The organism is Streptomyces sp. NPDC030245, from assembly GCF_055572995.1.
Genome location: NZ_JBVICF010000014.1, coordinates 162,562 through 184,763 on the forward strand (window position 1 = coordinate 162,562; position 22,202 = coordinate 184,763).

Genomic DNA, 22,202 nt, shown 5'->3' on the forward strand with positions numbered 1-22,202 from the left:
GGCTCCGCGCCCGGTTACTGTTGATGCCATGCGGATCCACGTCGTCGACCACCCGCTGGTGGCGCACAAACTCACCACGCTGCGCGACAAGCGCACCGACTCCCCGACCTTCCGGCGCCTCGCCGACGAGCTGGTCACCCTGCTCGCGTACGAGGCCACCCGGGACGTGCGCACCGAGCAGGTCGACATCGACACCCCCGTGACGCGGACGACGGGCGTCAAGCTGTCGCACCCGCGCCCGCTGGTGGTGCCGATCCTCCGTGCCGGTCTCGGCATGCTCGACGGCATGGTCCGGCTCCTGCCGACCGCCGAGGTCGGCTTCCTCGGCATGATCCGCAACGAGGAGACCCTGGAGGCCTCCACGTACGCGACGCGCATGCCGGAGGACCTCTCCGGGCGTCAGGTGTACGTCCTGGACCCGATGCTCGCCACGGGCGGCACGCTCGTCGCGGCGATCCGGGAGCTCATCAAGCGCGGCGCCGACGACGTGACCGCCGTGGTGCTCCTCGCCGCCCCCGAGGGTGTCGAGATCATGGAGCGCGAGCTGGCGGGGACGCCGGTGACGGTCGTGACGGCCTCGGTCGACGAGCGGCTCAACGAGCAGGGCTACATCGTGCCGGGCCTCGGCGACGCGGGCGACCGAATGTACGGGACGGCGGAGTAGCTCCGCGGTCCCGCGGCCGGTATCCGGCTAGCAGTTCTTCCTGCCGGACGGCTTGGACGTCGGCTCGGGCTTGGCCAGTGCGGCCAGGGCCTTGTCGGCGTCCTCCTTTTTTGCCAGGTTCTTGAACCGGGCGCCGATGACCAGGTCGACCTCGCCGCCCTTGCGGCCGTCGGCCTTGCGCTCGGCGTCGGCGAGCTGCGTGCCGAGGACCGGGAACGCGGTATCGGCGGCCGCCGCGGCGCCGAGCAGCAGCCCGGTGCCCTTGACCTTCTTGTCGTACTCCTTCGTCGCGTTGCCGACCTTGCCGATGGTGAAGCCGCGCTTCTTGAGCTCGTCGGCGGTGTTCTTGGCGAGGCCGGCGCGGGGCGTGGCGTTGAAGACGTTGACCGTGATCTGGCCGGGGCGGGGCAGCGGCTTCGGCTTCGCGGCGCGGGCGGGGCCGGCCGGCGCGCGGTCGCAGTCGCCGCTCGCGCGGGCGGTGGCCGACGCCTTGTCGCCCCCGGTGAAGACATTGATGAGCTGCAAGGTGCCCCAGCCGATCAGCCCCACCACGACGGTGGCCGCGGCGACCGCGACCGCGATCCTGCGGCGACCGCTCGGGCGGCGCATCCGTGGGTACTTGTCCCCCGTGATGCGGTACGGGCCGCCCATGTCGGGGGGAGTGAGCATGCTCATGGGCGCAGCGTAGTGCGGCGGGGCGGCGATGCCTACTAAATGATCATTGCCCGGTGCTCAGGGCACCCGAAAGGGCCAATGCGGCGCCGGGGGCCGCTCGGACGGAGGTACGGGTGTGCCGGTCCGGTGCGGGTGTCAGCCCAGTTCGAGCACGCGGGCGTGGAGGACCTGGCGCTGCTGGAGCGCGGCGCGGACCGCGCGGTGCAGCCCGTCCTCCAGATAGAGGTCGCCCTGCCACTTCACGACGTGCGCGAAGAGGTCGCCGTAGAAGGTCGAGTCCTCGGCGAGGAGGGTCTCCAGATCCAGCTGGCCCTTGGTGGTGACGAGCTGATCGAGGCGGACCGGGCGCGGCGCGACGTCCGCCCACTGCCGGGTGCTTTCCCGGCCGTGGTCGGGGTACGGCCGGCCGTTTCCGATGCGCTTGAAGATCACACGGAAAGCCTACCGGGCAAGGCTCTCCGGGCGCAGCCATGGCGACCGAGTGCGACCCTGGGAAATGCCGCCTTAAATCGGCTCAAAACGGAAACACGTCAGCCGGAACAGGGGCCGAAGTGAGCGAGAGCCAGCCGATTCCGTCCAAGCCGGGCCGTGCGAACCGCCCGAACGAGTCTGGGCCGACCGGGGGAAGGCCGAGCGGAAGCGAAGATTCCGAGGGGGCGGCCGGAAGCGCCGACGCCGGGGCCGCACCGCCGGACGAGGCCTCGGAGATCGCCGCCGGATACGCCTTCACCGGCCCCGCGCGCAGCTCGGCCGGGAGATCTCGCGCTCGGTGTTCGGGACGGCCCGGCGCAGACGGTGACCGGCGGGGTGCCGTGAGCGTCTGCGCCGGGCCGTGGCCGGGCCGTCGCCGGGCCGGTCAGGCGTCGCTGGAGTGCCGGTGCTGCTGCGGGTCCTGCCGGACGCGGTGGTCTTCGTCCTGCTCGGCGGGTGCGGGGCGGTGGGCGGGTTCGGGGGGTGCGGTGCGCGCGGCTTCCGCGCGGAGGAGGGCTTGCAGGGCCGCGTAGGGGTCCATGGGCATGGGAGCGTCCTTCGATTTGCGCCGGTGCTGGTGCTGGTTGGGGGTGGGAAGGCGTGTGCCTTCCTGTCAGCAGCGCAGGACCGCGGTGCGCGGGGTCGGGACGTGGGGATGGAGGCCGCGGGGGCGCGGGGCGGGTGGCGTGCCGCGCCCGGCGGGGGCCGGGGCGTGGGGGCGCGCGGTGGGCAGGCGCGTGGCGTGCCGGGTGGGGAGACGCAGCGCCGCCTCGGTGGCGTCCGGCTGGGCCTCGCCGCCGGTCTCCGCGGCGAGGGCGGCCGGGGGAGGCGGGGCCGCCTGGGCGGCGGGGGCGGTGGCGAGCGCGGCGAGGAGGAGCGCGAGGAGGGCGAGCAGTGCGCGGGGCCACGTGGGGCGCAGACGTGGCGGATCCGGAACGCTCATGCAGGGCATGTCCCCCGTCCGCGCCGCGCACGGACCGTCGTACGCCGAGATCCGCTCGCTTGGGCTACGACGGCCGCGGACCTCAAGGCGTCCGTGGGGCTACTTAGTCTTCGCGGACTTCGCCGCGGCCTTCATTTCCTGTTTGTGCGCGCGGACCTTCTTCAGGGATTCCGGACCCGTGATGTCCGCGACCGAGCGGTACGCCTCGGGGGCGCCGTAGTCGCCGGCGGCCTCGCGCCAGCCCTCGGGGCGTACGCCCAGCTGCTTGCCGAGGAGGGCGAGGAAGATCTGGGCCTTCTGCTTTCCGAAGCCGGGGAGGTCGTTCAGGCGCTTCAGGAGTTCGTCCCCGGTGGCGGCGTCCTGCCAGAGGGCCGTGGGGTCGCCGTCGTAGTGGTCGACCAGGTACTGGCAGAGCTGCTGGATCCGCTTGGCCATCGAGCCCGGATAGCGGTGCACGGCCGGTTTCGTGGAGAGGATCGCGGCGAAGGCCTCGGGGTCGTACGCCGCGATCTCATGGGCGTCCAGGTCGTCCGCCCCCAGGCGCACGGCGATCGTGTGCGGCCCCGCGAACGCCCACTCCATGGGGACCTGCTGGTCCAGGAGCATGCCGACCAGCGCTGCCAGCGGACTGCGGCCGAGGAGCTCGTCGGCGGCCGGCTCCTGTGCGAGGTGAAGGGTCACGTCCATGGCTCGATGATCCCTCGCGGGCGCAGCCGTCGCAGGGCGGCGGAAAGGGCGGGGTCGGTCGCGCGCGCGGAAATACGGATGCGGGCGCCTCGGGGGGTTCGTTAGCGTGGCAGGCATGTCTACGCCCCGCATCTCCTAGCCAGGACACACGCCTCCACGTCACCCGTGTGTCCATTCGCTGTTGCGGAGCGTTACCTCATGATCACCGTTCGAGGCGCCGACGTGCGCGCCGGTGCCCGCCTGCTGCTGTCGGGCGTCTCCTTCCACATCGCCCCCGGCGACCGCGTCGGCCTGGTCGGCCGCAACGGCGCCGGCAAGACCACCCTGATGAAGATCCTCGCGGGCCTGGCGGCCCCGGCTAAGGGCACCGTCACCCGCGCGGGATCCGTCGGCCACCTCGCCCAGGACCCGGGCGCCGCCGACCCCGCCACCACCGTCACCGACCGCATCCTGTCCGCGCGCGGCCTGGACGAGGCGGTCACCGCGCTGCGGACCGCCGAGGCCGCGATGGCGGCGGCCGACAGTCCCGCCGCGCAGGAGCGGGCCATGGCCGCGTACGCCCGCGCCGACGACCGGTTCCAGGCGCGCGGCGGTTACGCCGCGGAGGCGGAGGCCGCACGCGTCGCCGCCGGACTCGGGCTGCCCGAGCGCGCCCTGCACCAGCCCGTGGGCGACCTGTCGGGCGGCCAGCGGCGCCGCGTAGAACTCGCGCGGATCCTGTTCTCGCGGCACGACACCCTGCTCCTCGACGAGCCGACCAACCACCTCGACGCCGACTCGGTGGCCTGGCTGCGCGGCTACCTCGCGGAGTATCCGGGCGGCCTCGTTCTCATCAGCCACGACACCGGGCTGCTCGCCGACACGGTCAACCGCGTCTTCCACCTGGACCCGCGGCGCGCGGCCGTCGACGTGCACAACACCGGCTGGCACACCTATCTCGCGCAGCGCGCGGCGGACGAGCGGCGGCGTACGAGGGAGCGCGCCAACGCCGAACGGAAAGCGGCGTCGCTGCGCGCCCAGGCCGACAAGATGCGCTCCCACGTGGCCACGGCCACCGCCGCGAAGAACATGGACCGGCGGGCGACGCGGCTGCTCGCGGGGACGGAGCCGGTACGGCGGGGCGAGAAGGTGGCGCGGATCCGGCTGCCCGAGCCCGCGCCGTGCGGCCGGATGCCGCTCGGCGCGGTCGCGCTGACCAAGTCGTACGGATCGCACCGCGTCCTCACGGGGGTCGACCTGGCGGTCGACCGGGGCAGCAGGCTCGTCGTGCTCGGGCTCAACGGCGCGGGGAAGACGACGCTGCTCCGGCTGCTGGCCGGGCGTGAACTCCCGGACTCCGGGCGGGTCGTCGCAGGACCTGGGCTGCGGCTCGGGTACTTCGCGCAGGAGCACGACACGCTGGACGGGGCGAGGACCGTACGGGAGAACCTCGCGGCCGCGGCGCCGCAGCTGACGGACGGGGAGGCGCGGCGCGTGCTGGGGTCGTTCCTGTTCGGCGGGGACGACGCGGACAAGCCCGCCGCGGTCCTCTCCGGCGGTGAGAAGACGCGGCTCGCGCTGGCCGGGCTCGTCCACTCGGGCGCGAACGTCCTGCTGCTCGACGAGCCGACGAACAACCTCGACCCGGCGTCGCGGGACGAGGTGCTCGCCGCCGTCGGCACCTACCCGGGGGCCGTCGTGATGGTCACGCACGACGAGGGCGCGATCGACGCGCTGCGTCCGGACCGGGTGCTGCTGCTGCCGGACGGCGACGAGGACCTGTGGAGCCCCGACTACATGGAGCTGGTCACGCCGGTCTGAGCGGACCAACACCCCCGGGCGGGCCATGACTTGGAAATGACGCCCGTGCCGTACCGGCCGCTGTGGTTCGATGCTGCGATGAAGCGAGACCGTGCCGCGGACGCGGCCGACGGCCATCCGGTGCTCCGGGTCCGGGAACGGGCCGGCCAGCGCGACCTGGAGGCGTGCGTCGGTGTGCTCGCGGGCGTGCACAAGACGGACGGCTACCCGGTCAACTGGCCCGCGCGGCCCGCCGACTGGCTGGAGGGGACCGGTTCGCTCGGAGCCTGGGTGGCCGAGTTGGACGGGCGGGTCGTCGGGCATGTCGGGCTCGCCCGCCCGGGGGAGGGCGACGAGGCGCCCGGCCTGTGGGGCGAGCGCACGGGCAGGGGAAGCGGCGGGGCGGCGGTCGTCGGCCGCCTCTTCGTCGCGCCGGACGCGCGCGGGCACGGCATCGGCGCCCTGCTGATGGGGCGGGCCGCGCGGGAGGCGCGGGCGCGCGGGCTGCATCCGGTCCTGGACGTCGTCTCCACCGACACGTCGGCCACCGTGCTCTACGAACGCATGGGGTGGCAGCTGCTGTCCGTGGTCGAGCAGGAGTGGGGTCCGGGGCAGCGGGTCACTCTGCGCTGTTACGCGGCGCCGACGGAAGCGGAGCCGCGGCCTACGTCGCCGTAGGCAACTCGCTGCGGTGTCTCGCGCCTTGGGCACGCAGCCACCGCACGACATCGTCGGCATCGGGCTCGGACCCGGACTCGGACCCGGACCCGGACTCGGGCCCGGCGCCGGACGCGGACTCGGTGGCGATGTCCAGCGGTGTCATGCCGTCGTATCCGATCCAGTCGAGGTCGGCTCCCCGCTCCGCCAGATAGCGTGCGGTGGCCAAGCGGCCGCCGTGGCAGGCGCCCCAGAAGGCGCTGGTGATGTCGTCGGCATCGGCATCGGCGTCGGGGACGCCTTCGACGAGGGCCCGCACGCGGTCGAGAAGGCCGAGCGTCGCCGCGTCCTGCAAGGTCGTCCGCGCCCCGTGCTCCAGGAGCCGCCGGGCCGCGCGCCACTGCCCGAACGCGCGCGCGTCGGCCAGCGGTGTGCCGCCCGCGGTCACGGCCCCGGCCGCCTCGATGTCCGCGCCCGCCGCGACGAGGGCGTCGAGCGCCGCGACGTCGTCGTTGCTCGCGGCCCAGTGCAGGGGAGTCTCGCCGTGCGCCCCGACGAACCGGGCGTCGGGGTCGGCGCCCGCCGCGACCAGGAGAGCGATGACCTCGGGTCCGGCGGGAAAGTGCCCCGGCCAGTCCGTGGCGAGGTGCAGCAGGCTGCGGGTGCCCGCGGCCTCGCCCTCCTGCCTGATTCCTGCGGTGGCGAGACCTGGATGCGCGTCGAGGAGCCGCCGCAGGGCGCTCACATCACCGGAACGGATCGCTCCGGTCACCGCGACGGCCAGCGGGTCCTCCGCGTCGAGAACTCCCATGTCCGGCCTCCTGCCCGACCCTCTGATGCCCGGCCTTCTGATGCCCGGCCTTCTGATGCCTGGCCTTCTGATGCCCGACCCTGTGATGTCGGACCCTCTGATCGACTGCCGTCGATTGTGTCAGCGGGCACTGACAACGGCTGGTTCCCCGGCGGTGCAGGACGGCGGCGAGGAGCACCGCGGCGGCCACGGCGACCAGGTGTTCGCGGCCCGCGAGGTTCGGCTCGGCCAGCGAACCGGCCACCGTCGGGACCACGGCGGCGAGGAAGAGGACCGGCGCCCGCAGCGCCACGGCCGTGTAGGCGAAGAGGCCGACGATCGCCGCGGAGGCACCGGTGTCCACCGTGTGCGCGGCGTCGGCGGGCAGCCCGAGCCGGTCGGGCCCCAGGGCGATCATCAGGCGCGCCGAGAGGGTCCCGGCGAGCGTGACGGCGTACGCCACCGCCAGCGTGCGGACGCGCCCGAAGACCAGCTCGGCGAGCGCGAACGCCAGGAACAGCCGGGGCAGCCCGCCCCACGCGGGCAGGTCCACCGCGGGCACGAACACGGAGACGGGCGTACGGAGCAGGGAGAGCCACAGGGGCTGGTCCGCCCGCACCTCACTGACCACACGCACCACACCGGCACCCGTGCCGGTCTGCTGGAACTCGTGCAGGCCGATCACGGCGAGGGTGGCGAGGACGGCCAGTGAGACGCCCAGGGGGCCGCGCTCCCGGAGCGTGCGGAACGGCGCCGCGACGACGTTCCGCCACTCCCGGAGCAGCGCGTCCCCGCACCGGCCGGCCAGGCGCGAGACCAGCGACACCGGCTCCCCATCCCCTTCGTCCTGCGTTGTCCGAACAGAGTTGTCCGAACAGAGTTGTCCGAACAAAATGGGGAGGATACGTGACAGCCAAGGACAGTGCGGTGGTCAGCGCAGTGAGCGGTGCGGTGGGCCGTCAGCCTTCGAGCACGTCGCCGAAGTACGAGAGGCCCGCCGGGCCGCCGAGTCCCGGGCCGCTGACCGACTTGGCGCCGGTCGCGGTGGTGCCGGACGCGGTGGTCTTGAAGAGCCAGACCGAACCGGCGCCGTCGTTCTCGCCGTACGCGCCCGCCACGAGCTCGGCGCGGCCGTTGCCGTCGGCGTCCGCGAGGCCCACCGAAGCGCCGAAGAAGTCCTGGGACTCGGCGGTGCCGGGCACGCCCTCGGTGCTCTGCGAGAACGCCTTCGCGCCCGTGCCGGTCAGGCCGCTCGCCGAGCCGCGCAGGACGACGACCGTACCGGCCTGCTTCGCGCTGCCCAGCGTCTCGGAGGGCACGCCGACCGCGATGTCCGCGTAACCGTCGCCGTTGGTGTCGCCCGCGGCCAGGCTCCGGCCGAAGGCGTCGCCCTTCTCCGCGGCGCCGGGGACGCCCGCCGTGTCCTGGGTGATGCGGACCGGGGTGCGGGTGCTCGGACCGGTCGCGCTGCCGTACGTCACGGTGACCGCGCCGCCGGGTCCGCCGTTCGGCTCGTCGGCCGACTTCTCCATGAAGTTGCCGGTGACGATGTCGCCGTAGCCGTCCTTGTTCACGTCGGCGATCGTCGCGGCGTAGCCGCCCGCGACCTTGCCGGCCGGCTTCGGCGTCGTACCGCCCAGGTAGAGGGCGCTGCGGGTGCGGTAACTGTCGCCGCTCGCCTCCATCCCCATGATCAGCAGGTCGGTGGCGGCGTCGCCGTTGACGTCGCCGGTGACGATGGACTCCGTGTCGACACCGGTCTGCTCGGACGTGTCGATGCCGGTGAGCGCCGCCGCCTTGCCGGTACGGGAGACGGGTCCCTTGAAGATGTTCAGCTCCGGCATGGAGTTGTTGGCGGCCGCGAGGTCGGTCACGCCGTCGCCGTCGAAGTCGCCGGTGGCGACGGACCAGCCGAGCTCATTGCGGTTGTCGGGCAGGGGCGAGGAGATGTCGGTCCCCGTCTTCAGGCCGTCCGCACCGCCCCAGACCACGGTGAGCGCGCCGAACTCGTCGGTGCTGCCGATGCGTTCCGCGTGCACGCCGACGACCAGGTCCGTGTAACCGTCGTTGTCGAGGTCGCCGGTGGTCATCCGGTCCCCGAAGTGGTCACCGCTCTCCGGGGTGCCGGGTATGCCGGTGGTGGCCTGGCTGATCAGGGTGCGCTTGGTGGTGTCGAGGCCGCTCACGGTGCCGTACACGACGGCGACGTAACCGGCGTTGGACTTGCCCGAGACGGTGCCGAGGGGCGCGGAGATCGCGAGGTCTCCGTAGCCGTCGCCGTTGAAGTCGGCGCGTACCTCGTCCGGCCTGTCGGCGGGCGCGGCCCCGGCCGGCGCCGACGCGACGGCGAGCAGGGATCCGGTCAGGGCGGCCGTGGCGGCACCGGCCAGGACCGTACGGAACATCTTGGGCATGCGGTACTCCTGGTGTCGAAAAGGGTGCCGATGGGCCCTTGAGCGTGGCGCTTCGGCGCACAGGAGACCTTCGTGGGGGCGCGGAGGTTGTACGAGGGGGGAGGGAGTGAGAGAAGGATCAGTCCTGGTCGTCGGGGCCGGGCGCCGGGCGCTGCCGCTTCGAGGCGTCCTCGCGGCGCCTGCGCGGCCGGTGCGCCATCAGGTCCCGCGTCCCGCGCGCCTCGTCCGTGCCCACGATGGGGAGGGGGTGGGGGCCTCGGGGGCCCGCGGGGAAGTGGAGGAGCCGGGCGGAGGAGGAGGGTGACGGCCTCGCGCCGGCATTGGCATCGGCGTCGGCATTCGCGTGGGTGTGGGTATCGGTGGCGGTGTCGGTCCCGGCGTCGGTGCGGGTAGCGGTACGTACATCAGTACCGGTACGGGCATTGGTCACCGCACCGCTACGCGTATCGGTCACCGCACCGGTACAGGCATCCGTCTCGGCGTGGCCGGCCGCCTCCCCGGCCCCGCACCCGGGCCCTGCCCCGGCCGTGTCGCCGGGCTCGGCATCGGCCGCCCGTGCGTGCTCCGTCGCGCGGGCGTGCTCCACCCAGCCTTCGCGGAACCAACGCAACTGGGTCTGCTGCGCCTCCTCCTCGGTGAGGATCCGTACGCCGTCGATCCCGGCCTCCTGGATCTTCGAACCGAGTTCGATCAGCAGCCCGCCGACGAGGAAGGCCAGCTCCTCCGCCGCGGTCGTCTCACTCGCGATGTCGTGGTGTCCGGAACCATGGCTTCCCGCACCGTGGTGCCCCCCACCGTGGTGTCCCGCTCCGCGACGACCCGCGCCTCCGGATGGCCCCTCCGCTTCGTCAGTCGGCATGTTCGCACTCCCTCTGCGCCCCCGGGCTGCGTAAGTCGTCCTCTGCTGTTCGCCTACTCGACCTGCGGCAGGAACGCCTTCGTGACTCGCACGAAGACCGCCTGAAGCTCCGGAGGCACCCCCATTTTCCGGGCTGCTTCCTCGGGGCTGAGCAGTCGGGGGGCGTCGGTGTCACCGCCCCGGGCGGCCGCGACCGGCAGGTCGTTCTCGGACAGCCGGCCGGAGCGGATCAGCATGTCCCGCAAGGGCACCCCGAGCACCGTCGCCAGGCGTCGCATCGTCTCCAGGTCGGGCATGCTCTGCCGCTGGATGAGGCGGCTGACCGCGGCCCGGTGGACGCCGGCGTCGTCCGCCAGCTTCGACTTGCCGCCGCCGCGCGGGCTGTCGATGTCGTAGCCGCGCTCGCGCATCACGCCCTCGATCCACTCGGCGAACTCCTCCAGTTCGTCCGCTCGGTTCCGGCCACTCTCTCTGCTGCTCTCCCTGCTGCCCTCTCTGTTGCTCTCCCGGCCTTGTCCCGGGCCGTGGCCGGCACCGGGTCCGGGGCCGGGCCCGGGTCGGTACACCTGGTCGCTGCGGGCGCTGGCCCGTGAGCTGGACACCATGTCGTCGCTCTCCCCTCGTCGCAGGGGGAGCGTACCGATCGCGCGCGCACCGAAATATGTGCGCGCTCGCACGTTGTTGTGAAGATCCCGCGCAGGCGCGCCATTTCAGCCACCTCGGGCCCCATCCAGCTCCCTTCTCAGTCCCGCACCTCCAGTTTTTAGTTGCGCATGCGCACGCAGCGTGGAACTCTGATCACGCATCCACGACTTCGAACTAATGTTCGCATACCCGCTGGAGGGGCTGCGCATGTCTCATCGGACTGTTCTCCTCGCACCTGCTCTGAACAGCGCGTTTCCCGACACACAGGACACCGGGGAACGTTCGGGCGAAGCTCTCGACTGGCGCCGAAACGCCGCCTGCGTGGATCTCCCACAGCAGTACGTCTTCACTCGTACCCCCGCCGAGGCGGCGCCGGTATTGCGCGCCTGCAATCAGTGCCCCATCCGGCGCGAGTGCGAGGCCATCGTCGATCCGTCGCACACGTGGTTCGACGGGGTCAGCGGCGGGCGCCTCTGGCGCAACGGCCGCGAGGTCAAGCCGCGCAAGTCCGCCGCAGGGAGGCCGTGATGCGCACCGCTGTCGAACGCGCGGCACTCTGGCTCGACTCCCTGCGGCGCCGGTACCCCCTGCTCCTGGAGGAGCTGGCGCCCGGCACGGGACGGACGTTCCGCGAGGTGCGGGGCGGCGGCCCGGCCGCGTCCGCCGTCGCCCCGGTCCGCCTCTACGTCTCCGACGCCCTCCGCGACATCGGCGACGGCGTGGTCGAACTGGAGGAGGCCGTACGGGACCGGCTCGGCCTGCGCCGCATCGCCACCGCCCCGGTGCCGGTCCGCCTGCGCAGGATCGCCGAACTCCTCGACGCGGTACGGGACGTGCCCGACCTGGCGGCCCACGTCGAGGAGGAGACGCGCCGCATGTCCCGGCGCTGCGCCCGCGCCCTCGGGGACCCCGAGCAGCTGGTCCGGCTCCCCGGCCGCTGCCCCGCCTGCGGCTCCGTGTCGCTGCGCGCGTTTCCCGAACGCGGGGTCGCGATGTGCGTGAACCCGCCCTGCCGCCACGAACTGGAAGAGGACGTGACCGGCGACGAGACCGGCGACGTGACCGACGACGAGACCGAGGAGGAGACGGCATGAACACACCGCTGATCTCGGGTGACCTCGCCGCCGCCGAGGCCGACGTCTCGCCCGCCACCATCCGCAAGTGGGTCCAGCTCGGCCACCTGAAGGCCGCGGGCCGGCAGGGGCGGCGGGCGATGTACCGCCTGGAGGACGTGTTCGCCGCCGAACGGTTCGTCCGAGGGGTACGAGGGACACGGCCGTAGCGGTAGTCGTGCACGAAGAAGAGGGCCCCGCACCGAGTGGTGCGGGGCCCTCTTCGCGTACGTCCGACCCACTCCCACCAGGCCCAACCCGCCCCGCCACTACTCCGGTTGCGGGATACGGACCCCTGGATCACACTTGAAGCAGCGGCAGAGCTGCGCCCCCCACCGGGGGCGGCGGACCTGCCGCTTTGTGTTGCCCGCAGCAGCTCCACTCCTGCGGCCCCTCCTCACGACAGGGAGTGTCCATGTGTCCATCCTGACCTTCCCCGACGCGGAACGGCTCGTCGTCGACTTCCTCAAGAACCGTGCGGAGCTCGCCGGTTCGGTCGTCGACAACAAGCCGCCCGCTGGGTTCGACGGCACCCAGAAGGCCGTCCTCGTCTCCCGCGTCGGCGGTGCGTGGATCGACGACAAGCATCTCGACCAGCCGCTGCTCGACATCGAGGTCTACGGTCCGGACAAGTCCACCGCGCACGGCATCTCCCTCGCCGCCCGTGCCTGTGTGCTCGAACTGACCGGCACCTCGTACGGCGGGGCCGTCGTCACCGACGTCACCGAGGCGGACGGGCCGCGCTGGCTGCCCGACTACAACCGCCCGGCGGGCAGCCGCTACCTGTCGACGGTACGGATCTCCGTCCGTCCCGCGTAGCCGCCGCACCCCGCGCTTCCCTCGCGCACAGCCAGGCCCTGCCGACCACGGCGGGGCCTTCGTCGTACCCGGCCCCGGGACGGAACCGCCCCGACGGCCACCACCACACGCACCACAACCACCCGAGGAGTACTCATGGCAGGCAACAACGGCAAGCAGATCCGCGTCGCCGGCAGCGGACGCGTCCTCATCGCGCCGGCCGGCACCGACGCCCCGGCCAGCGCCACCGTCGACTGGGACACCACCAAGTGGACCGACCTCGGTTACACCACGACCGACGGCATCAAGTTCAACAAGAAGGACAAGATCGACCCGGTCGACACCTGGCAGTCGGTGAGCCCGGCGCGGTTCATCTACTCCGACCGCGACCTGACCGTGAAGTTCCAGCTCCTTCAGATGAACAAGGACACCCTGTCCTTCTTCATGGGCGGCGGCGACGTCAAGGTCGGCACGGCGGTCGGTGACCTCAAGGAGTTCACGTACGACCTGGCCAACAGCCCGATGCCCGACGAGCGCGCGCTCGGCATCGAGTTCACGGACGGCTCGGCCAAGTACCGCTTCGTGATCCCGCGCGGGCAGGTCACCGAGACCGAGGAGATCGCGATGACCCGCACCGGCGCGGTCAAGCTGGGCGTGACCTTCACGGCCCTCGCCAAGGACGACAACGCGCCGCTGGCGAGCTTCCGCATCAAGGAACTGGCCACGTCGTACTCGTAAGCCACCAAGGCGAACTCGCCTTGCCGGCCCTTTGATTGATTGCGCAAAATCGCCGGTTGCGCTTGCGCGCGACCGTCTAGGATCCGAGCGACGCCCGGCCCGTGCCCCCAGCACGGCCGGGCGTCGCCCTGCCGAAGGAGAGACCCGTGTCCGGCTTCAACGTCAACGCCGCCCGTGCCCAGCGCCTCGAAGCGCTCGGCCGGTCCTGGACCTTCGAGCTCGACTCCGACAGCTTCGAGCTGCCGACCGAACTGACCCGCACCACCGCCCGCAAGCTCCGTGACCTCGACGACAACGACGTCGACGGCCTGCTCGAACTCCTCCTGGGGGAGCAGCAGTACGCCCGCTTCGAGCGGCACGAGGTCACGATGCAGGACATCGCGGCGATCCTGGAGGCGTACGGCAAGGAGACCGGGCTCGGCCTGGGGGAAGGCTGAGCCTCGGCGTGTTCGTGGAGGAACACGCCGAGGCCCTGGAAGCCGATCTGCTCCGCTTCTACGGTCTGGACCTCCTGGACTGGCACCGCGGAAGCCTCTCCTCCCGCCGCCTCGCGGTCCTGATCCGCCACCTTCCGCGGGAGGGGGCGGTGGCCAGGGAGACGGAGGGCGAGGCGGCGGAGTGGTCGGTCGGCGACTATCTGCTGGCGCACGTGGTGGACCAACTGGCGGACGGGAACTGGATGTTCGCGACGGTCAACCGGGACGAGGAAGCGGACCCCCTGGACCCGCCGAAACCCCTCCCACGCCCCGGCACGCCCCGCCCACCGGACACCGAGCCCCATAACCCCGAGCAGCCCCCCGCCCCCACCCCCGACCAGCCCATGCCCTCCCCGGAACAGCTGGCGGCTTTCTTCTCCTGACCTCCCCCGGACATCGCACCGGCGACGGGTTCCATGTCCCCGACTGACCCCGGACCGGCCGATCACCCCTGACGCAGACGCATCGTCCACTTGGGCAAAGAGCCCCACCGCGACGCCCCACCGTGGCCACCGCTCACTGCGACGAGCCCGGGGCCCGGGATCACGATCGTGCCGCGGAATGTGGCACTGTGCTCGATCAGCTTCCGTTCCTCTTGCCAGGCGAAGTCGTAGAGATACACAGCGCCGTGACCCTCAAAATCGACCTGTGCCTCGACCTTTTCCCCGTGATAGGCGTAGACGCGGGAAGTGGATCCCGCATTCTCAGTGGCAAGCTTGGGTGCGTCCGAAAGTTGCCCGAGTGACACGTTCCAACGCCCGGGCTTGCTGACTCCCTTGGATATGGAGAGCCGGTCATAGCCGGCGGGTATCACAAGGTGAGCTTTATCGTTTCCCCACCCTGATTCACCGACGAGTTCCCGACGGGTGATCCCGCCCTCCGTGCGGTCGCCGTGGATGGAGAACCCCTGCCCAAAAACCCTGCCCCACGCCTCGGCGAGCAGGGTTCTTCCGGAGAGGGGGGCCGGTATGTCGAACTCGTCCTTTCCGCGTCCGGAGAAGTGCGCCGCTGAATCATTGGACATTCGAGAACCTTTCAGGAGGAATGCCGCGTGAGTGAAGGCGAAGTGAAGCCGATCAAGGACAGGCTCACAGCACTTGAGAACCAAGTCCAGGAGTTTACGACAAAGTTCGAGCATGGTTGGGCCAAAGGTGAAACCGTCGGAGCGGCGGGGGCGGCGACGGGCACCGCCGCCACACTGACCGGTATTTCAGGTGAGGCCACCGTCCTCTCGGGCGGCGTGAAGCTGTGGAACTTCGAATACGACATGCGCGCCGAGAAGGAAAAGCGCGACCTCAAGAATTCGAGGCAGCTTCCGTATCAACTCGATGAGCGCATCGAAGCCGTAAAGCAGCTGGCCACTGAAGGAAGGGACCGCGCCGACCGGCGCATCACCGAGCTCTCCACCGAACTGAACCGGAAGATCGCCCGCAAGGCCGACATCTCTGCCCTCCGGCAGACCGCCGACCGGCACGACAGTCAGCTCGAAGGGCTTCGGAGCAGTCAGGTCAACGCGCTGAACCGCGAGGCCCGCCAGGCCACGGTCACCGTTCAGGCGCTGGAAGACGAGATCGCCCGGCTCAATGCCCGCTTCTGACCCGGCGCGCAAGGAGCGGAAACCCAAAGCGGACACCCAAAGGGGCAGACATCCGGAGGAGTAGTCACCCATGGCATTGAACAAGTCCATAGGAAACGCGGCCACACAGCTCGGCCGCATGCGTACGGCAGCGGGCCAAGCCGCCGCCCAGGTCGGCAAGTTGGGCAAGTCGACCGGCTCCGCCGACAACCCCGTCGGCAAACTGGGGAAAGTGAGCGGCACCGCCTCCACCGCCGTCGGCAAACTCGGCAAGTCGACCGGTACCGCCGCCACCGCCCTCGGCAAGCTCCGTACGTCCGCCGGCAACGGCGACGGCGCCGTACGGAAACTGAACACCGGCCTCCGCAGCGCCGACGGCGCCCTCTCCACGGCCCGGAAAGGGTCCGACAAGTTCAAGAGCTCGCTCGACAAGCTGCGCGGCTCCGCCGACCGGACCAAGAACGCCCTGCGCGACGTGAAGCGCCAGGCCGACGCCGTGGAGAAGTCCGTCGGCAAGGCCGGCAAGAACGCCGACAAGGGCGGGAAGTCCATGAACGGCCTCGGCAAGGGGCTCAAGGGCGCGAGCACCGCCCAGCGGGGCCTCAACCTCGCCATGGCGGCCAGCCCCTTCGGGCTGATCATGACGCTCGCCGCCCCGCTGATCGCCCAGTTCGTGAACATGGACAAGGTCACCGCGGCCCTCAAGCGCGGCATGGACGCCGCGTGGCGTGGCATCAAGTCCGGCACCCGCGCCGCCGTCGACTTCATCAAGCCGCTGGTGAAGGGGCTCGGGAACCTCATCCTCACCCCCATCAAGGGCCTGGCCACCGCCCTGAACGGCGTGTTCGGCGTCCTCGGCAACATCAAGGTGTCCATCCCCAGCTGGGTGCCGAAGTGGGGTGGGAAGTCCTTCGGCTTCCCGCGGCTGCACGTGCCCGTCCCGCACCTCGCCCAGGGCGGTGTCGTCCAGGCCCGCAACGGCGGCACCCTCGCCCTCATCGGCGAGGCCGGCGAGTCCGAGGCCGTTATCCCGCTCTCCAAGCTGGAGCGCATGCTCAGCCGCGGCGGGGGCAACAGCGCCGCCCTGCGCCGCCTCGCCGTGGCCATGGAGCGGCTCGCGGAGCGCCCCGTACACGTCGACGTCGACTCGCAGACCATCGCCCGCGCCGTCTTCGCCGGACAGCGCGCCCTCGCCCGCCGCTAGCCGCCGCCTCCCGTCCCGCCAGCCACCGGCAGAGCGACCACGACAGAGCGACCACGACACAGCGATCCACGACAGAGCGTCCCACGACAGAACAGGAGGACTCCATGGCCAGGAACCTGTGGATCGGAGCCCCCGGCCGGCTCCGCGAAATCCACCAGGCGGCGAAGAGCTGGGAGCGCACCGCCGAGCTCAACGTCACCGAGTTCAAGGCGCTCGAAGGGCGCGTCACCACCTTCGCCCCCACCCGCACCGTCCGCCGCCTCAAGCTCTCCTTCGACGCGCTGGAGCCCGCCGACGCCCAGCACCTCGCCCGGCTCGCCCGCCGCGTCGGCACCGGCCGCGGCCCGCTCGTCGTGCTCGACCCGGTCTCCGTCAACCTCCTCGACCCCTACCAGGCGGCCGGGCAGTCGGACGTCTCCGGCGGCTGGGACCACTGGTTCACCATGAACGGTGACATCGCGCTCACGCGCAACGCCGACGCCGTCACCACCGCCGACTGCCAGGACCCGGCCGCCGCCGTCGGCTGGGTCCACGGCACGTGGGCGGGGTGGCCGGTGGTGCCGGGCACGCAGGTCTCGTGGCTGCTGCCGGCCGGCTGGGACCCGGCCACCGCCACCGCCCAGCTGGACTGGAAGGCCGTGGACGGCACGTACCTCAGCACCAGCCACGCCACCGGCACCGCCGTCACCGCGACCGCCCCCGCCGACGCCGCCTTCGCCACCCCCGTCGGACGCCCCGGCGCCATCGGCCTGTTCGGGCTCGCGGGCGCCTGCCTCACCCTCGGTGACGCCCCCGTCGCACACGCCCTCGGCGACGGCTGCCCGGCCATGGCCGTCACCGCGTACAGCGACGTCCCGGCGCGGCCGCTGCCGTACCGCAACATCAGCGTCGATCTCGTGGAGGTGCGCCGTGCAGCCCTCTGACGACGCCCTCGACAAGGCGCTCGCCTCGCCCGAGCGGGTCCCGGCCCACTCCACCCGCCTCGGCGGCAAGGAGCTGGGACGCCAGGTCCAGTCCTGGAAGGTCGAGCGGGCCTACGCGACCGACCTGCCCGAAGCGATGCGCGCCTTCTCCGGCAGCGCCTCCGCCCAGCTGGAGCTCCTCCTCGGCGGCACGGAGAACATCCCCGCCCCGCGCCTCTACTCCGCCTGGGCCGACCGCGCGACGGGCGACGTCGTACGGCCGGGACAGTCCGTCGTCCACACGGCGGGCGCGGGCGGCCGCACCCTGCCCGCCTTCCGCGGCACCGTCCGCTCCCGCACCGCCGCGTCCGGCAGCGACACCGTCACCGTGCAGGCCCTGGACGGCGCCGAGCGGCTGCGCGGCCCCGCCTCGCTGCCCCGCCCGTACCACGGCTACTACTACGGACGCCCGGTCGCCACCGCCACCTGGTGCGTGGACGAACTCCTGCGCCAGGGCGGCATCCACACCTGCCCGCCGCCGCGCGCCCCGCTCGTCGACAAGGACGACACAGCGGACGAGAACCCCTTCACGGTGCTCTACGCCTCGCTGCACGGCGGCTTCAACTCGACGTACGGCCAGCCGGAGACCCTGCCGAGCCCCACCACGTACGACTGGATCCAGGACGGCGCGCCCCACGAGATCGCCCTGATGCCGAAGGCCGCCGGGCTCACCGCCTCCTGGATGCCGCGCTCGCGGTTCGTCATGCCCGGCAAGATCTTCCTGGTGGAGTGCTGGGTCAACACGGCGTACACACGCGGCAACCTGGTGGAGATCTCGACGGTCTTCGACCAGAGCGGCACCAAGAGCGGGTTCATCAAGGGCTCCTTCGACATCGCCACGGGCGTCGTCGGCATCGAGGCGGGCACCAAGGACGCCGGCTCGGCCAAGGTCACCTGGGGCATCGACAAGCTGGGCTCCCTGCGCGGCATCTGGCACCTCGGTTTCCTGGTGGACACCAGGTCGACCGGGACGACCGTCGCCCCGACCGTGCAGCCGCGCCTCACCGCTCCCGACGGCTCGTTCCGCGTCGGCGGCAAGTACACCTTCACCAACGAATCCGCGTTCCAGCCGATCTCCGAGCTGAACCGGATCGACCTGACCACCGACATGGCCGTGGAGTGCCTCCAGGTCACCGACCGGTTCCTGCCCGACGTCGAGAGCTTCACGAGCGAGGCGTGGGAGCCACGCGGCTGGTGGACGAAGGGCGCCACCCTCGACCTCCCCGAACTGCCGCTCTACGACATCCCCAAGGTGTCCGGCTCCCAGTGGGACGTGATCACCGAGATCGCGCGGGCCAGCATGTCCACCGCCGAATTCGACGAACAGGGCGTCTTCCGCTGGCGCGGACCCTCACGGTTCACCAAGGTGCCGGCCGATCCCGACCTCACGGTCACCACGCGCAGGGACATCGCCTCGCTCACCGTCACCGAGGAGATCGACGCCTGCCGCAACCACTGCGAGCAGCCCTACCAGGACTGGAACGGCATCAGAGCCACCAACGGCGAGCACGTGGACGACACCCTGGTGCGCGAGATCAAACCGAACACCGCCGTCGTCGTGCAGTACGCCATGGCCGAGGAGGAGAACGACATCGGCCCCCTCGTGATCACCGACGACAGCGTCGTCAACGACGGCCACCGGGTGCGCTTCGGCACCGTGAAGACCGGCGGCACCGCGGTCAAGGGCAAGGTGTCGGTGAGCTGCTGGCGGGAGGGCCCGACGTACTTCGTACGCTTCTCCAACCGCGGTACGACCAGCGTGTGGACGGTGACCAAGGACGGCAAGCCCTCCGTGCGCATCGTGCCGATCAAGCGCTCGGCCGACCCCAAGCAGCGCTCGTACGCCCGGTGGAACACCACCAGCCAGCAGCACTATGGCAAGCAGCAGTACACCGCCCCCGCCTCCGAGTGGGTGCAGGCCTCCACGGCCGCTTCCGCGCTCTCGAACGCCATGCTCAACGCGGGGCGCTACCCCGTGCCGCTCCTCGGCGAGGTCGAGGTCCTGCACGACCCGCGCATCCAGCTCGGCGACGTGGTCCGCGTCGTCGACTCCGCGGGCGCCGAACTGGACACGTTCGCCTGGGTGGTGGGCATCCGCACCACGCACGCCGCCGGCAGCGCCCCGCAGCAGACCCTCACCCTGCGCGGCACCGCCTACAACGGCGTCCCCGCCGACGACGGCCTCACCCCCGACGGCCCGGTCGACCCGGCGCACGGCAAGCAGCGGACGTACCAACGCCTCGCCGCTCAGTACGCGACGCTCGCCCCGCTCACCGCGGCGGCGATCAGTTACCGGACGCTGCTCACGACCCAGGGAGCGACGGAATGAACGAGCCCGGGACCCCCATGGGAGACGTGGCCCCCACCGAGGCCCTGACGGACACCGAGGCACTGACGGACACCGAGGCCCTGACGGACACCGAGGCCCTGACGGACACCGAGGCCCTGACGGACACCGAGGCCCTGACGGACACCGACGCGTACGTGCCCCCGCCAGGACCCGTCCAGATCGACGACCCCCTCGTGGCGGCGGACGACGAGGGCATGGACCCGAGCGAGACGCTGCCGCCGCCCCTCGACGGCTGATCCACGCCCGAACGACGGACCCCCCCCGCCGATCAGCCCGCCCCCGCTCCCAGGAGGAACCGAACCCATGGTCGCTCTCACCCCGCTCGGCAGCCTGCCCTACCCGCAGCCCACCGACAACGCCGACATCCCCGTCCACCTGCAATCCCTCGCCGAGGCCGTCGACGGCCGCACCGTGCTGCGGTTCGCCGACGCCGCGGCCCGCGACGCGAAGGTCACCGACCCGATCCCCGGCATGGTCGCCTGGCTCAACAACCCCGGCCGCTACTTCCACTTCACCGCCGCCAAGCAGTGGGCGCCGCTCGTCCCCGGCCCGGTGCACTGGTTCAGCACGCTGACCGGTACGACGAACTCCACCGCGTACGTCGAGACGCTCACCGGCGCCCCGGACCCCCTGGCCGTCTCGTTCATCGCCCCGCCGTCCGGCATGGCGCTCATCACGGTCGGCGCCCGCTTCAACAACAGCGCGGCCGGCCTGTCCTACTTCTCGGCCTCCGTGAAGCAGGGCACGCGGGTCGTGTCCGCCGCCGCGGACTCCCGCGCGGCCGTCGTCGGCGGCACGAACCAGGTCTCGGCGAGCATCCAGTACCCGGTCACCGGCCTCACCGCGGGCGCCGCCCACACCGTCACGGGCGCCTTCCGCACCACCACGACCTCGACGGGCCTCACCAACCGCTTCCTCACGATCACCCCCATGAACTGACGCACCGAGGAGGGCCCATGGCCACACCTCTGACCCCCGACGCCCTCGTCCGCGCCCTGCGCGGCGAGGGCGTCCGCATGAGAGAACACGGCAACTGGAGGACGCACAACCGCAACCACAAGGGCGCCTGGGGCCCGGTGCACGGCGTCATGCTGCACCACACCGCGGGCACCGACAGCCTCGCCCTCTGCCGCAGGGGCATGTCCACCCTGCCGGGCCCGCTCTGCATCGGCCTGATCACCAAGGACGGCACGCTCCACCTGGTCGGCTACGGCCGCACCAACCACGCCGGCAACGGTTCGACCGCGGTGCTCGACGCGGTACGCAGGTCAAAGGTGCTGCCGTCCAGGCCGGGCCCCGACGCCGTGGACGGCAACGCCCGCTTCTACGGCTTCGAGATCGAGAACCTCGGCAACGGCCGCGACCCCTTCCCCGCCGCCCAGCTCGACACGGTGGAGCGCCTGTCCGCGGCCCTGTGCCGGGCGCACGGCTGGTCGGGCGCGAGCGTCATCGGCCACAAGGAGTGGACCCGCAGGAAGATCGACCCGACCTTCTCGATGCCGGTAATGCGCGGCCGGGTCTCCACGCGCCTCGGCTCCGAGGCACCGGGCGACGACGACACCGCGTACGAACCGTTCCCCGGTGCCGCGTTCTTCACGATCGGGCGGCAGAGCCCGCTCTGCACGGCGGTCGGGCGCCGCCTGGTCAAGGAGGGCTGCGGACGGTACGCCGTCGGTCCCGGCCCGGTCTGGACCGAGGCCGACCGCGCCTCGTACGCCGTCTGGCAGCACAAGCTCGGCTACCGGGGCGGGGACGCGGACGGCATCCCGGGCAGGGCCAGCTGGGACCGCCTGCGCGTCCCACGCTCCTGACCCCTGCCCCCTGAGTCCTGACCCCTGAGTCCTGACCCCTGACCCCTGAGACCTGAGCCCTGAGTCCCGGGAGGACGCCCATGACCGACACCACACGCAGAGGCCTGCGCACCGCCGTACAGGCCCTCTTCACCCTCCTCGCCGCGCTGCCACTCCTCGCGACGGACCCGGGCATCACCGATGTCCCTGCACTCGCGGCCCTGGTGGCCTTCGCCACGGCCCTGAGCCGCCTGATGGCGGTGCCGGCGGTGGAGGCGCTGCTGCCTCCGTGGCTGCGGAGGCAGGGACGAAGGGAGGAAGCCAACGATGACGGGAACTGACACCGGCAGCGTCCCCCTGGAGCTGGAGAGACTGCGCCGCTCCGTAGACGTGGGTTTCGCCACCACCCGCGGCGACCTGGCCCTCCTCCTGCAACGGGCCGACCAGACGGACAAGACCCTCTCGGAACACGAGGACCGCCTGGACACCCTGGAACGCAGCCGCTGGCCCCTGCCCTCCCTGGCAGCCATCACCTCCTGCACGGCCCTGGCGGTGACGCTCTGGCAGTCGGGCGGCAGGTGACGCGGGGAGCCCGAAGAACGACGAAGGCCC

General features: G+C 71.8%; 30 protein-coding genes. 19 read left to right on the plus strand and 11 right to left on the minus strand.

Translation table 11 applies throughout. The annotated features are described in order from the left end of the window. Positions 1-28 precede the first annotated feature (28 nt). A complete protein-coding gene (gene upp, locus ACZ4Z4_RS32395) occupies positions 29-664 on the plus strand; it encodes a uracil phosphoribosyltransferase (RefSeq protein WP_468335324.1) in 636 nt (211 codons plus the stop codon). A 27-nt stretch (positions 665-691) separates the two neighbouring features. Here upp and ACZ4Z4_RS32400 read toward each other — a convergent pair whose 3' ends face one another. The 5 genes from ACZ4Z4_RS32400 to ACZ4Z4_RS32420 form a co-directional block, all read right to left on the minus strand. Further along, positions 692-1,339, minus strand: a complete 648-nt coding sequence (locus tag ACZ4Z4_RS32400; RefSeq protein WP_468335327.1) for a LytR C-terminal domain-containing protein — start codon at positions 1,337-1,339, stop codon at positions 692-694. 135 nt (positions 1,340-1,474) lie between these two features. After that, complete coding sequence (locus ACZ4Z4_RS32405) at positions 1,475-1,771, minus strand: type II toxin-antitoxin system VapB family antitoxin (protein WP_003955420.1); 297 nt, start codon at positions 1,769-1,771, stop codon at positions 1,475-1,477. 424 nt (positions 1,772-2,195) lie between these two features. Then, the gene (locus tag ACZ4Z4_RS32410) at positions 2,196-2,357 is read right to left on the minus strand and encodes a hypothetical protein (RefSeq protein WP_468335330.1); all 162 of its coding nucleotides are present in this window, start codon (positions 2,355-2,357) and stop codon (positions 2,196-2,198) included. Positions 2,358-2,423: 66 nt separating this feature from the next. Then, the gene (locus ACZ4Z4_RS32415) at positions 2,424-2,753 is read right to left on the minus strand and encodes a hypothetical protein (protein ID WP_468335333.1); all 330 of its coding nucleotides are present in this window, start codon (positions 2,751-2,753) and stop codon (positions 2,424-2,426) included. Positions 2,754-2,852: 99 nt separating this feature from the next. After that, positions 2,853-3,440, minus strand: coding sequence for an HhH-GPD-type base excision DNA repair protein (locus ACZ4Z4_RS32420; RefSeq protein ID WP_468335336.1), 588 nt, complete (start codon positions 3,438-3,440; stop codon positions 2,853-2,855). Between the two features lie 198 nt (positions 3,441-3,638). Here ACZ4Z4_RS32420 and ACZ4Z4_RS32425 point away from each other — a divergent pair, with 198 nt between their 5' ends. Beyond that, positions 3,639-5,240: an ABC-F family ATP-binding cassette domain-containing protein gene (locus ACZ4Z4_RS32425; protein WP_468335339.1), complete on the plus strand. Its 1,602-nt coding sequence runs from the start codon at positions 3,639-3,641 to the stop codon at positions 5,238-5,240. 78 nt (positions 5,241-5,318) lie between these two features. Next, the gene (locus tag ACZ4Z4_RS32430; protein WP_468335342.1) at positions 5,319-5,897 is read left to right on the plus strand and encodes a GNAT family N-acetyltransferase; all 579 of its coding nucleotides are present in this window, start codon (positions 5,319-5,321) and stop codon (positions 5,895-5,897) included. Here ACZ4Z4_RS32430 and ACZ4Z4_RS32435 read toward each other — a convergent pair. The 5 genes from ACZ4Z4_RS32435 to ACZ4Z4_RS32455 all read right to left on the minus strand — a co-directional run bounded on the left by ACZ4Z4_RS32435 (position 5,884) and on the right by ACZ4Z4_RS32455 (position 10,349). Then, positions 5,884-6,687, minus strand: a complete 804-nt coding sequence (locus ACZ4Z4_RS32435) for an ankyrin repeat domain-containing protein (protein ID WP_468335345.1) — start codon at positions 6,685-6,687, stop codon at positions 5,884-5,886. The genes ACZ4Z4_RS32430 and ACZ4Z4_RS32435 overlap by 14 nt on opposite strands. Beyond that, positions 6,623-7,492 (minus strand): hypothetical protein, encoded by an 870-nt coding sequence (locus ACZ4Z4_RS32440; protein ID WP_468335348.1) that lies wholly within the window; start codon positions 7,490-7,492, stop codon positions 6,623-6,625. Before ACZ4Z4_RS32440 ends, ACZ4Z4_RS32435 begins: the two co-directional genes overlap by 65 nt. Before the next feature lie 133 nt (positions 7,493-7,625). After that, positions 7,626-9,080 (minus strand): FG-GAP-like repeat-containing protein, encoded by a 1,455-nt coding sequence (locus ACZ4Z4_RS32445; protein ID WP_468335351.1) that lies wholly within the window; start codon positions 9,078-9,080, stop codon positions 7,626-7,628. A 118-nt stretch (positions 9,081-9,198) separates the two neighbouring features. Continuing rightward, on the minus strand, positions 9,199-9,939 hold the full coding sequence (locus ACZ4Z4_RS32450; RefSeq protein ID WP_468335354.1) for a hypothetical protein: 741 nt from the start codon (positions 9,937-9,939) through the stop codon (positions 9,199-9,201). 53 nt (positions 9,940-9,992) lie between these two features. Then, a complete protein-coding gene (locus tag ACZ4Z4_RS32455; RefSeq protein ID WP_468335564.1) occupies positions 9,993-10,349 on the minus strand; it encodes a helix-turn-helix domain-containing protein in 357 nt (118 codons plus the stop codon). 475 nt (positions 10,350-10,824) lie between these two features. On the opposite strand from ACZ4Z4_RS32455, the gene ACZ4Z4_RS32460 reads away from it, so the two are divergent. The 7 genes from ACZ4Z4_RS32460 (at position 10,825) to ACZ4Z4_RS32490 (ending at position 14,091) form a co-directional block, all read left to right on the plus strand. Further along, positions 10,825-11,112 (plus strand): WhiB family transcriptional regulator, encoded by a 288-nt coding sequence (locus ACZ4Z4_RS32460; RefSeq protein WP_468335567.1) that lies wholly within the window; start codon positions 10,825-10,827, stop codon positions 11,110-11,112. Continuing rightward, positions 11,112-11,678, plus strand: a complete 567-nt coding sequence (locus ACZ4Z4_RS32465; protein WP_468335357.1) for a hypothetical protein — start codon at positions 11,112-11,114, stop codon at positions 11,676-11,678. Before ACZ4Z4_RS32460 ends, ACZ4Z4_RS32465 begins: the two co-directional genes overlap by 1 nt. Beyond that, a complete protein-coding gene (locus ACZ4Z4_RS32470) occupies positions 11,675-11,866 on the plus strand; it encodes a helix-turn-helix domain-containing protein (RefSeq protein ID WP_468335360.1) in 192 nt (63 codons plus the stop codon). The genes ACZ4Z4_RS32465 and ACZ4Z4_RS32470 overlap by 4 nt, the downstream gene beginning before the upstream one ends. A 247-nt stretch (positions 11,867-12,113) precedes the next feature. Further along, the gene (locus ACZ4Z4_RS32475; RefSeq protein WP_362992010.1) at positions 12,114-12,515 is read left to right on the plus strand and encodes a hypothetical protein; all 402 of its coding nucleotides are present in this window, start codon (positions 12,114-12,116) and stop codon (positions 12,513-12,515) included. Between the two features lie 135 nt (positions 12,516-12,650). Continuing rightward, positions 12,651-13,232 (plus strand): phage tail tube protein, encoded by a 582-nt coding sequence (locus ACZ4Z4_RS32480; RefSeq protein WP_468335363.1) that lies wholly within the window; start codon positions 12,651-12,653, stop codon positions 13,230-13,232. Between the two features lie 146 nt (positions 13,233-13,378). Then, positions 13,379-13,669 (plus strand): hypothetical protein, encoded by a 291-nt coding sequence (locus ACZ4Z4_RS32485; RefSeq protein ID WP_468335366.1) that lies wholly within the window; start codon positions 13,379-13,381, stop codon positions 13,667-13,669. Positions 13,670-13,734: 65 nt separating this feature from the next. Continuing rightward, complete coding sequence (locus ACZ4Z4_RS32490; RefSeq protein WP_468335570.1) at positions 13,735-14,091, plus strand: hypothetical protein; 357 nt, start codon at positions 13,735-13,737, stop codon at positions 14,089-14,091. A 62-nt stretch (positions 14,092-14,153) separates the two neighbouring features. Here ACZ4Z4_RS32490 and ACZ4Z4_RS32495 read toward each other — a convergent pair whose 3' ends face one another. Next, positions 14,154-14,732, minus strand: coding sequence for a hypothetical protein (locus ACZ4Z4_RS32495; RefSeq protein WP_468335368.1), 579 nt, complete (start codon positions 14,730-14,732; stop codon positions 14,154-14,156). A 27-nt stretch (positions 14,733-14,759) separates the two neighbouring features. On the opposite strand from ACZ4Z4_RS32495, the gene ACZ4Z4_RS32500 reads away from it, so the two are divergent. From ACZ4Z4_RS32500 to ACZ4Z4_RS32540, 9 genes are all read left to right on the plus strand, one after another. Then, positions 14,760-15,305 carry a hypothetical protein gene (locus ACZ4Z4_RS32500; RefSeq protein WP_468335371.1) on the plus strand — a complete coding sequence of 182 codons (546 nt, stop codon included), beginning with the start codon at positions 14,760-14,762 and terminating at the stop codon, positions 15,303-15,305. Between the two features lie 70 nt (positions 15,306-15,375). Next, the gene (locus ACZ4Z4_RS32505; protein WP_468335374.1) at positions 15,376-16,488 is read left to right on the plus strand and encodes a hypothetical protein; all 1,113 of its coding nucleotides are present in this window, start codon (positions 15,376-15,378) and stop codon (positions 16,486-16,488) included. A gap of 104 nt (positions 16,489-16,592) precedes the next feature. Continuing rightward, complete coding sequence (locus ACZ4Z4_RS32510) at positions 16,593-17,411, plus strand: hypothetical protein (RefSeq protein ID WP_468335377.1); 819 nt, start codon at positions 16,593-16,595, stop codon at positions 17,409-17,411. Further along, complete coding sequence (locus ACZ4Z4_RS32515; protein ID WP_468335379.1) at positions 17,398-19,779, plus strand: hypothetical protein; 2,382 nt, start codon at positions 17,398-17,400, stop codon at positions 19,777-19,779. Before ACZ4Z4_RS32510 ends, ACZ4Z4_RS32515 begins: the two co-directional genes overlap by 14 nt. Beyond that, positions 19,776-20,036 (plus strand): hypothetical protein, encoded by a 261-nt coding sequence (locus ACZ4Z4_RS32520; protein WP_468335382.1) that lies wholly within the window; start codon positions 19,776-19,778, stop codon positions 20,034-20,036. Before ACZ4Z4_RS32515 ends, ACZ4Z4_RS32520 begins: the two co-directional genes overlap by 4 nt. 67 nt (positions 20,037-20,103) lie before the next feature. Next, complete coding sequence (locus ACZ4Z4_RS32525) at positions 20,104-20,739, plus strand: hypothetical protein (RefSeq protein WP_468335385.1); 636 nt, start codon at positions 20,104-20,106, stop codon at positions 20,737-20,739. Positions 20,740-20,756: 17 nt separating this feature from the next. After that, on the plus strand, positions 20,757-21,611 hold the full coding sequence (locus tag ACZ4Z4_RS32530) for a peptidoglycan-binding protein (protein WP_468335388.1): 855 nt from the start codon (positions 20,757-20,759) through the stop codon (positions 21,609-21,611). 80 nt (positions 21,612-21,691) lie between these two features. After that, positions 21,692-21,931: a hypothetical protein gene (locus ACZ4Z4_RS32535; protein ID WP_468335391.1), complete on the plus strand. Its 240-nt coding sequence runs from the start codon at positions 21,692-21,694 to the stop codon at positions 21,929-21,931. Further along, a complete protein-coding gene (locus tag ACZ4Z4_RS32540; RefSeq protein ID WP_468335394.1) occupies positions 21,918-22,172 on the plus strand; it encodes a hypothetical protein in 255 nt (84 codons plus the stop codon). The genes ACZ4Z4_RS32535 and ACZ4Z4_RS32540 overlap by 14 nt, the downstream gene beginning before the upstream one ends. Positions 22,173-22,202: the final 30 nt, after the last annotated feature.